The following is a 15,173-nucleotide window of genomic DNA, read 5'->3' on the forward strand; positions in this document are numbered from 1 at the left end:
TTACAATGTACCTCTATGAAACTTAAATTCTTTTTCAACAAGGCAGATACGCAGGTGGAAGTTTTCATACCATTGCTCACGACCTCTTTTTTTCGCTTCTTTATGTAAGGCGTTCTGTTTCCAATTGTCAATTGCCGCAAGTGATTCCCAATAAGAAATTGTGATTCCGAGTCCCGAATGATTTCGTGCACTTTCTACACCTAAAAATCCAGGTTGCTGCTTTGCAAGTTCCTCCATTTTGTCGGCAACGGTACTATAATCTGTCGTATCATTTGATAAATGAGAAGTGAATATAACTGCATAATAATGATTGTTTTTTTCTAAAGCAGATTTCATTATCTTTCCCCCTTAATATATAGTGCGAATAATTCATTTATAGTTTGTATTTTAGCAGGTTAAAAAAAGAAAAGAAGTAGAAGATTCTTATTTTTTTAGTTGTTGTAAAACAAGGGGGTATAGAGAATTTATATGAAAGTAAGAAAAATGCCACTTCAAAATCGAAGCGGCATTTTTTATATTTCCTCTAAGCTATTAACGGGGACCGTTAATTCGCGGTCTGGATTTTTAACTTCATATATGCGGGCGGTTTCGTTGTTTTCATCGACGTGTTGAATTGTAACAGGCATGCCTTGAAAACTGACATTTGCTTGTTCAGATGAAACAGAAAGCTCTTTTGCACGTTGAATATTCATTTATATTCCTCCCATCATTATTATCTTTGCTAAAAAAGAGGAATAATATACCATTTCGAGACATTCTTAAAGTTTTTGTATTATTTGTAATGTTTCTTTAATAAATGAAGAGAAAATAGAATCCGGATACGATTGTATCATTTCATTTGCTTTTGTTGCTTCTTCAAGAGCTCTTTTTTTATCATTCAGTTTAACGTAACAAAGTGCACGATATGCACCTGCTGTTGTAAGCCACGATTGATCCAATGGATGGTTCATATAATCCGGTATAATGCCACGTTGTAATGCTTCTAAAGCTTCTTCGTAACGTTTTAATCCGTATAAAGATTTTCCTTTTTCAAGATAATACAATCCGTCGTCTTGAAAAATGGGCTGATCTTTTAGTTTTTCTCGATATTGTTCTAGATGTTTTAATGCGATTGTATATTCATTAGTAATCGTGTTGTAGTAATAGGCTTTTAAAATATTAGTCATCGCAATGGATAGAGTATCTTCTGTAAAAATGGCAAATTGCTCAGATTTCTTTATGTAATATAAATAACGCTCTTTATCAACTGTAATGACTTTTTGATAAGATAAAATCCGGTAAAATACATCTGTTTTATAATACACTTGATGTTTTTTTGAAAATGTGAGTGTCTCTAATATCGTTTCTTCACATTTTTCATAATCGCCACATGCCAGTAATATGATGGCTTCATATAAACATAAATCAATATGTATAATAAGATCCATTTCTAAATGTTTCTCTTCATAATCATTTCTAATATTAGATATAAGTTGTAAACATTCTGCATACTTTTTACGTGTGAATATCGCAAAAGATAATTTTAATTTTGTTTCCGTACTGTCTCGGTATAACTTATATTTTTCGAAAATAGAAACAGCTTTTTCTACGTAAGATTCAATGTTGTAATCTTTCATAATCACCGCAGCAGTTACGAATTGTTTGTATATACGAGCCGTATTTAAAGTAGAAGGGAGCTCTTTTTGAACGATAGGTAGTAAAGTCTCGTACACTTCATCACATTTGTTTTTCTTTATGAGTTGCTCCATTTTTGTAATGAGTTCCACAATTTCTCCATCATCATCTTCTAATAAAAAACTCGCTTCACATTCAAGCTTTTCAGCGATGTATTGTAATGTTTTCATGGAAGGGGTAGCTTTTCCATTTTCAATTTGACTAAGCATACTTTTTGTAAGTTCCGAACCTGCCAGTTCTGTTTGTGTAAGTTTTTTTTCTTTACGTAACGCTTTAATTTTTTCACCGAGAGTTGCCATATTATTGCTCCTTTATAATTAAAAAGTTAAATTGTATTTAACTTTTTGTTGTAAAAATTGGAAAGTTGATTATATAATAAGTTTAACACAATTTAACTTTTAAGGGGAGAAAGTCATTATGGGAGATATAAGTATAGGAGAAAATGATTCAAGAATGAAAGTTGCAACGAGAAATATTATTTTGATGATGATTGGAAAGATGACGTCTTTATTAGGGGCAGGTATTTATACATTCGCAATGGGGTTATACGTATTAAAGACAACTGGTTCAGGGATGGGGTTTGCTATTACGCTCGTTTGCGGATCACTACCAAGGATGATCTGTGGTCCGATTGCAGGTGCTGTAGCTGATCGTGTGAATCGAAAATGGCTTGTCATTGGCACTGATTTATTAAGTAGTTTAACGATGCTTATTATGTTTATTCTTGCTACTATATTTGGACCGTCACTTCTTTTTATCTATATTTCAGCGGCATTATTATCAATTTGTGCAAGTTTTTATTCTGTTGCATTAACTTCTTCTATTCCTAATTTAGTAGATGCGGGGCGTATTCAAAAAGCGAGTGCTTTAAATCAAACGGCAGCTTCTTTATCAAATATTTTAGGGCCGATTATTGGTGGAGTTGTATTTGGTTTCTTTTCCATTAAGTCGTTCTTTTTGTTAAATAGTATTACGTTCTTTTTAGCAGTTATTTTGCAATTATTTATTGTATTTGATTTATACAAAAAAGAAGTGGCTGAGAGTAAAGAGCGTTTCTTGACGAGTATAAAAGAAGGATTTTCATATGTAAAACGACAGCATGAAATATATGGTTTAATGAAAATAGCATTGTGGGTAAACTTTTTTGCGTGTGGGCTAACCGTAGCACTTCCATATATTATCGTCCATACATTGCATCTATCTTCAAAGCAACTCGGTACTGTAGAGGGAATGTTAGCAGTCGGGATGTTAATGGGTGCGATTGCTTTATCGGTGCGTAAAGAAGTGAATAATCCGTTTCGTTCTATTTATACTGGGCTGTTTTTGTTTGCGGGTTTAAGTTTATGTACAGTCTTCCCATTGGTAGTTACCATTTCAAAAGGGGCAAGTTTTATTTACTATATTGCTTTTATGATGTTAACGGGTATAGCAATTATGATTGTAAATATTCCGATGCAAGTACATATGCAAAAAACGACAGATCCGAGCTACTTAGGGCGTGTGTTTGGCCTACTTGAAACAATTGCTACTGCAATCGCACCACTCGGTATGATTGTATATGGATTATTATTAGATATGTTGCCAACTAGCATTGTTATGATGACGATAGGCGGGGGGTTATTGTTAGTTGTATTAGTTGGAGTAAAGCAACATATGGCGAAAAAACAAGTAGATATGTCTGCTTAAAAATAAGAAAATAATAAAAATTTGACTTATCATCATGGAAATGACCAAATTAGTATTTTAGTTTTTGAAACTCTTTTTCATGTATGTTACAGTATAGTGAGCAGACAAAGAAAAGGAGAAAACATCATGAAAAAATTAAGTTTTGTTATGCTTTTTCTGTTAGCCGTAATGGCTGGATGTAGTAATTATGGCACGTATATTGATACAGGTATGCAATCATTGAAAGATGAAAAATATAGTGATGCAACGATGTGGTTTGAAAAAGCGGAAAAAGAGAAAACAGGAAATGAAGCGAAGGCATATAAAGAAGTCGCTCAGTTATTGGAGCGCGGAGCTACATCATTAAAAGATGGTAAGTATTTAGAGACGAAAGATATTGCAAATGAGGTATTACAAAAGAAAAAAGACGATGCACTTGAAAAAGCTGTGACATCAAATGCAGAGGATATGCTTCAAAAAGCAAAAGATGTGGAAAAGAAAGTAAATGAAAGAGTGGCAAAGCGGAGAAAAGTAGAAGAAGAAGGAATCGATAAACTCATTAAAGCGGTCGATAGTATAGATGACGTGAAAGAAAAAGAGAAGAAAGTTTCAGAAGCATTAGATAAGGCTGAAGAGGCGCAGGCAAAAGTTGAAGCGAAGAAAAATAAATAGAGTTATAGTTTGAAAGGCTGTCGTGCATAACGACAGCCTTTTAATTTTTTGCGGCATAAGAAGTGATGCTATGTAGTAAAAAAGAAATAATTTTAGAATTCCATCTGTCCTCATGATGAATCGTATAAATGTTACGTTGAAATTCAAATCCAGGGATAGGTATGTAGCATAGTTCATGTCGTTGTATTTCTTGTTCGATAGCGAGTTTAGAAATAAAAGCAATTCCATTACCGTATTTTAAAATTTGTTTCATCGTTTCTAATGAATCTAATTCAATTTCAGATTGGAACGTAATGTTATGTGCTAACGTCCATTGTGTAAGTAAATCTCTCGTTGTAGATGGATTACGATGCAATAATATACGTTCCCTCTCGATATCTTGTAGTGATACATTTTCTTTTTTTGAAAAATGATGTTCTTTGGAGAAAGCAAGAACAAGTGTATCAGGCATTACATTCGTCTGTTTTAAAAGGGATTCATCAAACGGTGCTGCAGAAATTACCCCGAGGTCAATTTCATGATTTTGTAGCATCGTTCTAATTTCAGGAGCTGTTTTTACCATGAGTGTTATTTTTATATTTGGAAATTCGCATTGAAATTGGTGAATCATTTCTGGTAAAAGATAAGTCGCTGGTACATAACTAGCGCCAATTGTTATAGCACCTTTATGAAAATCTTTAAACTCTTGCGTGACCCGCCTAGCTTCTTTCATAAGTGCATCTATTTTACAAGCATAATGATGCAATGCCTCACCAGCCTCTGTTAAGAAATATCTCCCGGATCGTAACTCAAATAAAGGTACACCAAGTTCCTCTTCTAAGCTTTTTATATGGAATGTAATAGTAGGTTGTTTAACACCAAGTTTTTCTGCAACAAGTGTAAGTTTTTTATATTTCTTAATAAGCACTACAATTTCTAATTTTAAGAGATTCATGGCAAGTTGCTCCTTTTTCTTCTAACTATAGAAAAAATCTATAGAAATAAATAGTTTATTAGAAGTTTTTTAATTTAATCTTTACAGTACATTAACATTCAGTATAAATCTTCCATATAGAATGAAAGCAGGTTAAGAGTAAGGGGAGAGAGGTGATACGATGGATATTAAAATTCATGGATTAGAAAAGAACTTTGGAAAAACACAGGCGTTGAAACCATTACAAATTGTTATGAAACAAGGCGAATTCACCACACTTTTAGGACCTTCGGGATGCGGGAAAACGACTTTACTTAGAATGATTGCAGGACTTGAAGAGCCAGATAAAGGTGAAATATATTTTGGGGATAAGTGCATGTATTCTGGTGCAAAAAAAATAAAAACATCTCCTCATGAACGTAATATCGGTATGGTATTTCAAGATTTTGCTTTATGGCCGCATATGACAGTGTTTGAAAATGTTGCATTTGGTTTAAGAGCTACAAAGCAAACGAATCAATTGCGGGAAAAAGTAGAAGATGCAATAAAGAGAGTTCGCTTGCAAGGGATGGAGAAAAGATATCCGCATGAACTCTCTGGTGGACAGCAGCAACGTGTCGCATTTGCTCGAGCAATTGTAACAAAACCGCATTTTATTTTGTTTGATGAACCGCTGAGTGCACTCGATGCAATTTTGCGAGAAGAAATGCGATTAGAGCTTATGGACATCGTTCATTCAATTGGTTTAACGGCATTGTATGTCACGCACGATCAAACAGAAGCAATGTCAATGTCAGATCAAATTATTGTCATGAAACAAGGAGAAGTATTACAAAAAGGAACACCAGAAGACATTTATGTGAAGCCATCTCATGAATTTGTTGCAAAATTTGTTGGTAAGGCAAATTGGCTTGTAGAGGGTAAACAAATGATTCGTCCAGAGCATGTGAGCTGGACGAAAAATGAAGTTTGCGAAATGTATACAGGTGAAATTCAGCACGTTACATATGTAGGAGAACGGTATGAAATGAAAGTAAACATGGGTGCACTTGGAATATGGACAGTTTATCACAATAGTAAATTAAGCATCGGTAAACCAGTATCGTTATATGTGCCAAAAAAATGTATTCATCATATAGGGGGAGAATCGTATGAAGAGATTCAGTTCGCTTAAGTCTTTATTTGTATGTACGTTATTATTTTCTGCTGTAGTAACAGGGTGTAGTTCAAAGACAGGTAATGCAGATGCAAAAAGTAAAAATACGAATGAAAAGAAAATTGTTGTATATAGTGCAGGACCAAAAGGATTAGCAGAAAAGATTCAAAAGGACTTTGAAAAGAAAACAGGTATAAAAGTAGAAATGTTTCAAGGAACAACAGGTAAGATTTTAGCGAGAATGGAAGCTGAAAAGAAAAATCCAGTCGTTGATGTAGTCGTACTTGCATCATTACCAGCGATGGAAGGATTAAAAAAGGATGGGCAAACGTTAGCTTATAAAGAAGCGAAACAAGCTGATAAGCTTCGTTCTGAATGGTCGGACGATAAAGGAAATTATTTCGGATATAGTGCTTCAGCGTTAGGAATTGTGTATAACACAAAAAATGTGAAGACAGCGCCGGAAGATTGGAGTGATATAACGAAAGCGGAATGGAAAGGAAAAGTGAATCTTCCAGATCCAGCACTTTCAGGTTCAGCTTTAGACTTTGTAACAGGATATGTGAAAAAGAATGGAAAAGATGGTTGGAATTTATTTGAACAGCTTAAGAAAAATGAAGTTACAGTAGCAGGGGCAAACCAAGAAGCGTTAGATCCAGTAGTAACAGGTGCGAAAGACATGGTCATTGCTGCTGGTGTTGATTATATGACGTACAGTGCAAAAGCAAAGGGTGAACCGGTTGATATTGTGTATCCAAAAAGCGGAACAGTTATTAGTCCACGTGCAGCAGGTATTATGAAGGATAGTAAAAATGTAGAAGGTGCAAAAGAGTTTATTGATTATTTATTATCAGATGATGTGCAAAAACAAGTTGCTAAAGCGTATTTATTACCAGGCAGAACAGATATAAAAGCAGAAAATAGACCGAATGTAGAAGAGATTCCGGTATTAAATATTGATTGGAAAACAGTTGAGAAAGAACAAGATGAAATAGGAAAACAATTTAAGAAAGTATTTCAATAAGATGGTGATTACATGGTAAATCGATTCGTATCAGTAAGACAAGTTGGAATGACGGTAGCGTTATTACTTGTGGCGATGTTAATCGTCATTCCGCTTTTCCTCATTTTATTTTCTAGCGTATATGAAAATAGTAGTTGGAATTTTTTAAAGCCTTTTGAAGTGATGCAGAGTGGTGGATTAGCTGGGATTTTTCTAAACTCGATGCTTCTAGGTGTACTCGTAGTAATAGGAGCAACCGTATTTGCATTTCCATTGGCGTTCATTATGAGCAAAACAGATGTTGGAAAGTATAGTAAATTGGATATTATTTTTATGATTCCATTTATGACTCCGCCGTATATTGGATCGATGGGCTGGATTTTGTTCATGCAACCGAACGGCTATTTCGAACAGTTTTTTCCGATGCTAAAGACGATTTCATCTTCGTTTTTTAGTTTAGGTGGTATGGTTTTAATTATGAGTCTGCATTTATTCCCATTTCTTTACTTCATGTTGAAAAACACGTTACTTCAAATTGGAAGTAGTAAAGAAGAAGCGGCAGCAGTTCATGGTGGAAACTTTTTCTATCGTTTACGAAAAATAATATTGCCGCTATTAGTATCAAGTTATGTAATGGGTGCTTTACTCATTTTCGTAAAGACGATCGCTGAATTTGGAACACCGGCTACATTCGGACGAAGAATAGGATTTCATGTGTTAACATCAGAGATTCATAAATTTATTTCGAGTTGGCCGATTGATTTTAGTAGTGCAACAGCATTATCTTCTTTATTACTTAGTGCGTGTATGCTCATTTGGTATATGCAAAATGTATTGAATCGAAAGTATTCATATGCAATGGTTAGTGGAAAAGGTGTGAAGTCTAAAAGGTATACTTTGTCTATATTTACACGCATTGTAGCATGGGGCTATGTAATTGGTTTATTAATCGTATCAATTGGAATCCCGTATTTTTCTATAATGATTGCTTCATTATCAAAATTAAGAGGCGGTGGCTTACATATAAACAACTTTACAACGAGCCATTATGAAGCATTGTTTACAATTGGATCTCCAGGATTAGAGGCTTTATGGAACAGTTTTCTTTTTTCACTTATAACAGCGATTATTGCTGCTACTATTGGAGTGTTTTTGGCGCTTATGATTCGAAAGGGGAAAAACTCTTCTGAAAAATGGCTTGATATGTGCGGTATGTTACCGAATATGGTACCAGGAATCGTGATGGTTGTAGGGCTTATTTTATTTTGGAATTCACCCTATATGCCCATGTCAATTTACAATACGCCAGTCATGGTTATCGTAACGTACGTTGTTCTTTTTTTACCTTATACGGTGCAATATGTAAAAGCATCGCTCGTGCAAATTGATGATTCTCTAGTACAGGCAGGAAGTATTTTTTCTGGAAATTATATTTATATTTTTAGAAAAATAATATTACCTCTTATTATCCCGGGAGTTCTTGCTGGGTGGGCGATGACATTTACAATCTCGATAAGAGAGTTAGTAGCATCCCTTCTCGTACTGCCTCCATCAGTAGAAACTTCAGCAACATTTATTTTTGCTCAATTTGAACAAGGAGAAGTATCTATTGGCATGGCAATGGCTGTCGTTTCAGTTGGACTTACAACAATATGTTTATTACTTCTGCAACATATGGAGCAAAAACGAAAAGGGGTAGCATGATGAGGATAGAAGTATGGGGAGGAGCGGGAGAATACGGTCGTTCTTGCTACTTCGTAAAAAATAAAGAGACGAAAATAGTATTTGATTGTGGTATTAATCGATCATATGAGGATAGTTATCCAAAAATAGAGAGGGAAGTTGTACCGTTTTTAGATGCAGTATTTTTATCACATATTCATGAAGATCATACGATGGGCTTACCTTTATTAGCGAAGTATGGATATAAGAAAAAAATTTGGACGACTCGTTATACGAAGGAGCAACTTCCCGTTTATTATGAAAAATGGAGAAACTATAATTTGACGCAAGGATGGAATGTACCTTATAACGACCAAAATGTTAAAGATTTAAATTATGTATATATTGATGAAATTAGTAATCCGAATGAATGGATACAGATTACACCTACATTGCGTTTTCAATGGGGGTATAGTGGGCATGTATTGGGGGCTGTTTGGTTTTTAGTGGACATGAGTCATACATATGTATTTTATTCTGGCGATTACTCAGCAGAGTCTAACATACTACGAGCTAATTTACCTGAGAATTTGCGCGCTGATATAAAAGTCGCAATTGTTGATGCAGCTTATCATACTGATGATGTTTCGCAACATGAACGAGTAAACGAACTATGTACAGAAATTGAGGGAGTTGCGCAAAAGAAAGGAATAGCATTACTACCGTTGCCACCGCTTGGTAGGGCGCAAGATATCGTATTGTATTTGTATAAAAAATATAAAGAACTTCCCATTATAGTAGATCAAGAAATTTTGCATGGATTTGAGGAGATGTTCGCATATAAAGATTGGCTCAAAAATAATGAAGAACTTGAAGGGCTTATGGAGAGTTTAAAAAGAAACATAATCGCTATGGATCATGACATCGGTACGCAAAATAGTTATGGAATAGTTGTAATGAGTGATGCGAATATGCAAACGAAACGAGCGCAGTTATATTATGAACAACTGCGATATGAAGAACGAAATTCCATTATATTTACAGGACATATTGCTAAAGGGAGTTTTGCAGAAAAGGTTATGAAAGAACGTGTAAATAAAGAATGTAGGGTGAAGCGAGTTCCTTATAAAGTTCATCAAAGTATAAGTGACGTTAAGGCAATGTTAAATACACTATTACCAGAACATACGGTGTTAGTACACGCTTTGAAAGAGGATACGGATCGATTACAGAAAAAGCTTAGCACGGCAGGGTATGAAAATGTACATTCACTTACTATGGAACGTATAGAAGTCATTTGAAATGTAAAGGGGATAGGTATATGAAAAAAGTATTTGTATTCGTAAGCATTTTCTTTTGTTGTTTCCTTTATAACGTTAAGGAAGGGTTTGCTGCCAGTCCGATGACACCTAGTTTTGAAGTGAAATTATTATTAAAACCAGAACAAGTATTAGGTTATAACAAAGAGATAAATCAAGAGGTACTAGAATATTTCAAGGCTGGTACAAATTATGAAAGAATACAAGTGCAATTTTTAGATACGGCAAATAAAAATTTAAGTAATGAAGGTTGGTTTGCGAGAATTCGAAAGAAAGAATTTAGTAAAGATTTTGAGCTAACATATAAAAAAAGATATCCCATTCAAAATGGTGTAATTCAAGATGCACTAGAAGTGGCTAAAAAGGATGGATTTGATAGTAAAACTGATAACTATGAGGCAGAAATAGATTGGGGATTTGAGAAGAAAACGTTAAGTATTTCAAATAAGAAAAGCTACAGTGCTAAAGGGTATGGAGTACTTGATTTACCAAACGAACGAGATGCTCAAAACATGTTAATAGAAAAGTTGCCAGGGAAAATGAACAAATGGTTGTATACGAATTGGGGAGAAGAAATGCTCAACAATTCTCGTATTTACGGTCCTGTATTAATGAAACGGTATACAGCTGAATTTGAAAATATTAAAACGAATATTGAAGTTTGGCCACTAAGTAATACAGGGAAAATAGAAGATGATTTCGTAATAGAAGTATCGTTTAAAACAAAAGAGGAAAGTATTGCAACAAAACAAAGAGAATTATTAATGAAGAGTTTAGAACAAAAAGGATGGTTGTTACCGAAAGATAGTTTGAAGACAGAGCTTATTTTTCAGTGAATAGTAAAAAGGAATCCATATTCCACGGATTCCTTTTTCTAATATATGAGTATTAAGCTAAATCAGCTGACACGAACATATCATTATTTTGAAGGTTTTTAGAGCGTAAACTATAAGCAACTACTTTCTTTTTATGTTGCTTTACAACATCAACATGCTCTTCATGACTATAAATATAAAATGTAAAATCTTTTTTGCCACGTTTTGCATTGATTATTAAAGGCGTACCCTCATTGTGTGGCGGTGCATAATAGCGATCTAAAAATAAACCTTCGTTAAAATCATGAATAATTTTGGATTTTTGTTCGCCTTCTAAGTTATTTCCATTGATTGTAACAGTCGCATTCTCTTCTTCAAGTTGCGGATGTGTTTCGTACTTGCTAATAATGGATTCAATAACAGTGTTAGGAAGGCTCGAAACGATAATTTTAAATGCCCCAAATACAACTAACATAACAATAAACCAAGTCGTCATAGTATATCATCCCCTTTTTCCTATTAAATAATATAACTCATATGGTAATAGTACATATGGTGAAGTTTTGTATAATTTGTGAAAAATATGCCATTTTTACGAATGAAATATTAGAAAAATCAATTTTGTTACAAAAAGTTGAAATCGAAGTATTTTAAGAGAAAAAGGTTTATAATAAAAATATAACTAATAACCACATTACTAATTATAAGGAAGTGTAACTATGAGTACTGTAACAATCGTGTATGGTATTATTCTTTCCACAATTATCATTTTATTTATCGTTGGGGTTTCACGTTATATTCATAAATGGAAAGAAGGCGTTGCGAAATTAAATCACATTGAAGAAGAACTTAGTGATTTAATGTTACATCATGGTAAGTAAAAAATTTATTTTTTAACTAAATAATGTGAAGAATATCACAAAACATGCTCTCCTTATGAAGGCATGTTTTTTTGTTATGTGAATGATAGGCACATTCATACATTTTTTCCATACGCTACAGTGTGAAACTAGAAATGTTCGGAGTGGAAAAGAGGGATAAAATGAGTAGTTCAGGTTATGTTCCAGATAATAAAAATTTAAAGAAAAGTTCAGGAACTCCAAACCTTTTCTTTGATTCGAGAAAAAACATCTTTTTTAAAAGAGATGAGAAAAACGTTGCTTATGAAGTTACGTCAACGCAGTTACCAGCAATGATCGGTGGAGCGTTTGTCGATTTATTTATGACAAAAGGGCACATGCGGGAACCACATTGGCATCCGAATGCGTGGGAATTAGATGTTGTTGTATCAGGAGAAGCGATTACATCTATCTTAAATCCGGAAACGAATCAATTGCAAAATTATCATGTAAAAGCGGGGCAAACCGTCTTTATTCCAATGGGATGGTGGCATTGGATCACAGCGGTAACAGAAGAAGTACAATTACATTTGTTCTTCAATAACGATCAGTTTGAAACAGCAGAAGGATCAGACATACTTAGATTAACACCGCCAGAAGTATTTCAAGCTGCATACGGTGTAAGTGCGGAAAAATTAGGGAAGGACCTTTCACAAATTAAGGAGTCAGTTGTCATTGGTCCTCCTAACTCCAATCGATTAAAAGGTGCTAAAGAAAGTGGCGACTCAAATATAGTCGTTACGTTAAATGGACAAATAACATCATGTGAAATAGAGTAACTCTTTCTTTTTTAGGAAGAGTTACTCTGTTTTGTATAATTTTGTAATTCAATTCGTTATAATTATATAGTAGGGAACTTAGTAAAGGGGGGCATATTGTGAACATATTAAAGATTATAGGAATTATTGCAGGAATTATTATAGTAGCCGCTATAGCTTTCTTTTTTATTATGAAGTACTATTTGTCAAAAGAAGATCCTAATTACGTATTACAGTACATAAAAGAGCATAAAGGTGATAAAACATGTTCATTACTAATTAGAAAAAATAGGGAAGTATTAACATCTATAAATGAAGATGTAAAATTGCCATTAGCGAGTATGGCCAAAATTGTAATAGCAGTTGAATTTGCTAAGCAAGTGTCAGAAGGAAAAATAAGTCGGGATGAACAAATTTCATTGCAGGAGTTAGAAAAATATTACGTTAAAAACACTGATGGTGGAGCTCATCCTGACTGGTTAGAAGATGCCAAAGCGAGAGAGTTAGTGAAAAATGGACAGATCGCTTTAGAAGAAGTCGCTAAAGGGATGATTCATTATAGTTCTAATGCAAATACAACATATTTGTTAGATAAGCTTGGAATAGAAAGGGTAAATGAAAGTATAAAAGAATTAGAGCTTACTAGTCATGACAAATTCTCTTCGTATACTGCTTCACTATATATGAGAGGGTATGTAGAAAAAGAGCTTCATGAGCCAGAAAATCAATCATTAGAAATGATACGTAACATGTCAAAGGATGAGTATAATAAACATGTGTTACAAATTCATGAATGGATGAAAGATGAAGAAGAATGGAAAAAACGGGATATTCCATTAAAGGTAGATATGGAATTTCAGCGAATTTGGTCAGATCGATTAGTGAGTGCAAACGCTAAAGATTATATGAGTATAATGGAAAAAATAAATAGTAGAAATTATTTTCCAAAATCAATGCAAGAAGAAATCGAGAACATTTTTAAAGGAACAGTTAAAAATAGTAAGTTCGAATATGCTGGTCAAAAAGGTGGTTCTACCGCATTCGTATTGACAAAAAGCTTGTATACTACAGATAAGAAAGGGAATAAAGTAGAAGTTGTCATTATGTTTAACGATATAGAAGATCAAGTTGCATATCAAAAGCTGAGAAATAATGTAGATTATTTTATTCGAGACATTATAACAAGTGAGGAATTTAAAAATAAATTATAATAGAATAATTTTATTATGTAAACAAGGTGCTATTAAAGGTAGGTGTTGAGATGAGGTTGAATGAGTATAAGCTTGAAATGTTTCCAAATTTAGAACTTAGACCACCTCTATTTTATAATGGGGATATTGGTATTCGCTTTAGATTAGGTGTGAACTATGATTGCAATAACATTTATGAAAACTGCCCATATTTAGAAGGCGTTTATAATAGAGCGATTACTTTATTTCAGTCTTTACATGCAACAGAAGATGATATTTATATCGTAGTGGATGTAAATGACTATGCAGACGGTGAAATTTTCAAACACAAATTGAATATCTTTTCTAAGTATGTAAAAGAGAAGTCCGATTTGTTTAAGTTACAGAAAAATACAATCCCTTATATTTTTCCAGAAGACGATGAAGACGGGGTATATAAAACTCATAGATATACTTTGAAATGTAAAGTTTCAGACTTGAAATACATTCCTATGCTAAAAGCAATTTGTAATCAAGATATGGGAATAAAACCGCGTATTTTTCATAGGGTGTATTTCATAAATATTAACAAGAATACTATATTTCACGTTTATGATGATAGGGGTTGTGATGTATTAGCTACCTCTCCTAATACAATTAGAGATATTTATCATACATATAATGATTGGATATTAGAATACGACAGAAATAAAATTGATAAAGTATTTAATTGAATGTAGTCTATTTTAAATGAGGGAAATACCATAGAGGTGTTTCCCTTTTATTAATATGAAAATCAACATTCAAATTTGACAGCACTTATTATAAAGGTAAAGGGATTTGATGGTAATGTATTGAATTTGGATAGAAACAGAAAAGGGGGATGAATGAATGACGACAATATATTTTGTTCGCCATGCCCACTCTACATATACAAAAGAAGAACGGGAAAGGCCTTTATCTGAAAAAGGTTTGTTAGATACGCAGCATGTAACACGCTTATTAAAAGATAAACATATTGATGTTGTGATTTCTAGTCCGTACAAAAGGGCAATGCAAACTGTGCAAGGAATTGCGAATACATATAATTTATCAATACAACTGGAAGAAGATTTACGGGAAAGGCTATTAAGTAAAGAACCAGTACAGGATTTTAATGATGCTCTTCAGAAGGTATGGGAAGACTGGACTTTTGCATACGAAGGCGGAGAATCAAATGATGTAGCGCAAAGACGTGCTGTAATATGTATGCAAAGTATATTAAAAAAATATAAAGGTAAGAATATTGTAATAGGTACTCATGGGAATATTATGGTATTACTAATGAATTATTTTGATTCGAAATATGATTTTCAGTTTTGGAAAACCCTTCATATGCCTGACGTGTATAAATTAACTTTTGATAATAATTGTTTCAGTTCTGCTGAAAGAATACAGTCTACAGATTATCAGATAAATAATTTGTAAA

The 15,173-nt window shown here is 33.6% G+C and carries 18 protein-coding genes; 13 read left to right on the top strand and 5 right to left on the bottom strand.

Annotation, left to right across the window (positions count from 1 at the left end):
- From RBB48_RS23815 to RBB48_RS23825, 3 genes are all read right to left on the bottom strand, one after another.
- A complete protein-coding gene (locus tag RBB48_RS23815; protein ID WP_088610064.1) occupies window positions 1-336 on the bottom strand; it encodes an antibiotic biosynthesis monooxygenase family protein in 336 nt (111 codons plus the stop codon).
- A 176-nt stretch (window positions 337-512) separates the two neighbouring features.
- Entirely contained in the window at window positions 513-692 is a 180-nt protein-coding gene (locus tag RBB48_RS23820; protein ID WP_097889319.1) for an H-type small acid-soluble spore protein, read from the bottom strand.
- A 66-nt stretch (window positions 693-758) separates the two neighbouring features.
- Window positions 759-1,973: a helix-turn-helix domain-containing protein gene (locus RBB48_RS23825; RefSeq protein ID WP_088062925.1), complete on the bottom strand. Its 1,215-nt coding sequence runs from the start codon at window positions 1,971-1,973 to the stop codon at window positions 759-761.
- A gap of 118 nt (window positions 1,974-2,091) precedes the next feature.
- Here RBB48_RS23825 and RBB48_RS23830 point away from each other — a divergent pair, with 118 nt between their 5' ends.
- Together RBB48_RS23830 and RBB48_RS23835 are read left to right on the top strand one after the other, a co-directional pair.
- Window positions 2,092-3,360, top strand: coding sequence for an MFS transporter (locus RBB48_RS23830; RefSeq protein ID WP_088062926.1), 1,269 nt, complete (start codon window positions 2,092-2,094; stop codon window positions 3,358-3,360).
- Window positions 3,361-3,486: 126 nt separating this feature from the next.
- Window positions 3,487-4,011 carry a DUF4398 domain-containing protein gene (locus RBB48_RS23835; protein ID WP_088610065.1) on the top strand — a complete coding sequence of 175 codons (525 nt, stop codon included), beginning with the start codon at window positions 3,487-3,489 and terminating at the stop codon, window positions 4,009-4,011.
- A gap of 40 nt (window positions 4,012-4,051) precedes the next feature.
- Here RBB48_RS23835 and RBB48_RS23840 read toward each other — a convergent pair whose 3' ends face one another.
- Window positions 4,052-4,945, bottom strand: a complete 894-nt coding sequence (locus tag RBB48_RS23840; RefSeq protein WP_097889321.1) for a LysR family transcriptional regulator — start codon at window positions 4,943-4,945, stop codon at window positions 4,052-4,054.
- 160 nt (window positions 4,946-5,105) lie between these two features.
- On the opposite strand from RBB48_RS23840, the gene RBB48_RS23845 reads away from it, so the two are divergent.
- The 5 genes from RBB48_RS23845 to RBB48_RS23865 are packed head-to-tail and all read left to right on the top strand — an operon-like array spanning window position 5,106 to window position 10,900.
- A complete protein-coding gene (locus RBB48_RS23845; protein ID WP_088062929.1) occupies window positions 5,106-6,098 on the top strand; it encodes an ABC transporter ATP-binding protein in 993 nt (330 codons plus the stop codon).
- Entirely contained in the window at window positions 6,076-7,104 is a 1,029-nt protein-coding gene (locus RBB48_RS23850) for an ABC transporter substrate-binding protein (RefSeq protein ID WP_306008172.1), read from the top strand. Before RBB48_RS23845 ends, RBB48_RS23850 begins: the two co-directional genes overlap by 23 nt.
- Window positions 7,105-7,116: 12 nt before the next feature.
- On the top strand, window positions 7,117-8,787 hold the full coding sequence (locus RBB48_RS23855) for an ABC transporter permease (RefSeq protein WP_088062931.1): 1,671 nt from the start codon (window positions 7,117-7,119) through the stop codon (window positions 8,785-8,787).
- Window positions 8,784-10,046 (top strand): MBL fold metallo-hydrolase, encoded by a 1,263-nt coding sequence (locus RBB48_RS23860; RefSeq protein WP_142291710.1) that lies wholly within the window; start codon window positions 8,784-8,786, stop codon window positions 10,044-10,046. The genes RBB48_RS23855 and RBB48_RS23860 overlap by 4 nt, the downstream gene beginning before the upstream one ends.
- 20 nt (window positions 10,047-10,066) lie before the next feature.
- On the top strand, window positions 10,067-10,900 hold the full coding sequence (locus tag RBB48_RS23865) for a hypothetical protein (protein WP_000755323.1): 834 nt from the start codon (window positions 10,067-10,069) through the stop codon (window positions 10,898-10,900).
- A 52-nt stretch (window positions 10,901-10,952) separates the two neighbouring features.
- Here the strand turns inward: RBB48_RS23865 and RBB48_RS23870 are convergent, their stop codons facing one another.
- A complete protein-coding gene (locus RBB48_RS23870) occupies window positions 10,953-11,375 on the bottom strand; it encodes a YfmQ family protein (protein ID WP_073529983.1) in 423 nt (140 codons plus the stop codon).
- Between the two features lie 41 nt (window positions 11,376-11,416).
- Between RBB48_RS23870 and RBB48_RS23875 the strand changes: the two genes are divergently transcribed.
- From RBB48_RS23875 to RBB48_RS23900, 6 genes are all read left to right on the top strand, one after another.
- Entirely contained in the window at window positions 11,417-11,533 is a 117-nt protein-coding gene (locus RBB48_RS23875) for a hypothetical protein (protein WP_002011946.1), read from the top strand.
- 65 nt (window positions 11,534-11,598) lie between these two features.
- Window positions 11,599-11,760 carry a peptidase gene (locus tag RBB48_RS23880; RefSeq protein WP_087983163.1) on the top strand — a complete coding sequence of 54 codons (162 nt, stop codon included), beginning with the start codon at window positions 11,599-11,601 and terminating at the stop codon, window positions 11,758-11,760.
- A 161-nt stretch (window positions 11,761-11,921) separates the two neighbouring features.
- Window positions 11,922-12,557 (top strand): cupin domain-containing protein, encoded by a 636-nt coding sequence (locus RBB48_RS23885; RefSeq protein ID WP_060489788.1) that lies wholly within the window; start codon window positions 11,922-11,924, stop codon window positions 12,555-12,557.
- Between the two features lie 98 nt (window positions 12,558-12,655).
- Complete coding sequence (locus tag RBB48_RS23890; protein ID WP_306008173.1) at window positions 12,656-13,747, top strand: serine hydrolase; 1,092 nt, start codon at window positions 12,656-12,658, stop codon at window positions 13,745-13,747.
- A 50-nt stretch (window positions 13,748-13,797) separates the two neighbouring features.
- A complete protein-coding gene (locus RBB48_RS23895; RefSeq protein WP_306008174.1) occupies window positions 13,798-14,439 on the top strand; it encodes a DUF3885 domain-containing protein in 642 nt (213 codons plus the stop codon).
- Window positions 14,440-14,596: 157 nt separating this feature from the next.
- Complete coding sequence (locus RBB48_RS23900) at window positions 14,597-15,172, top strand: histidine phosphatase family protein (protein WP_000208291.1); 576 nt, start codon at window positions 14,597-14,599, stop codon at window positions 15,170-15,172.
- Window position 15,173: the final 1 nt, after the last annotated feature.

The sequence above is a fragment of the Bacillus sp. MMSF_3353 genome (genome assembly GCF_030733445.1).
In the GTDB taxonomy this organism is placed as follows: Bacteria; Bacillota; Bacilli; order Bacillales; family Bacillaceae_G; genus Bacillus_A; species Bacillus_A wiedmannii.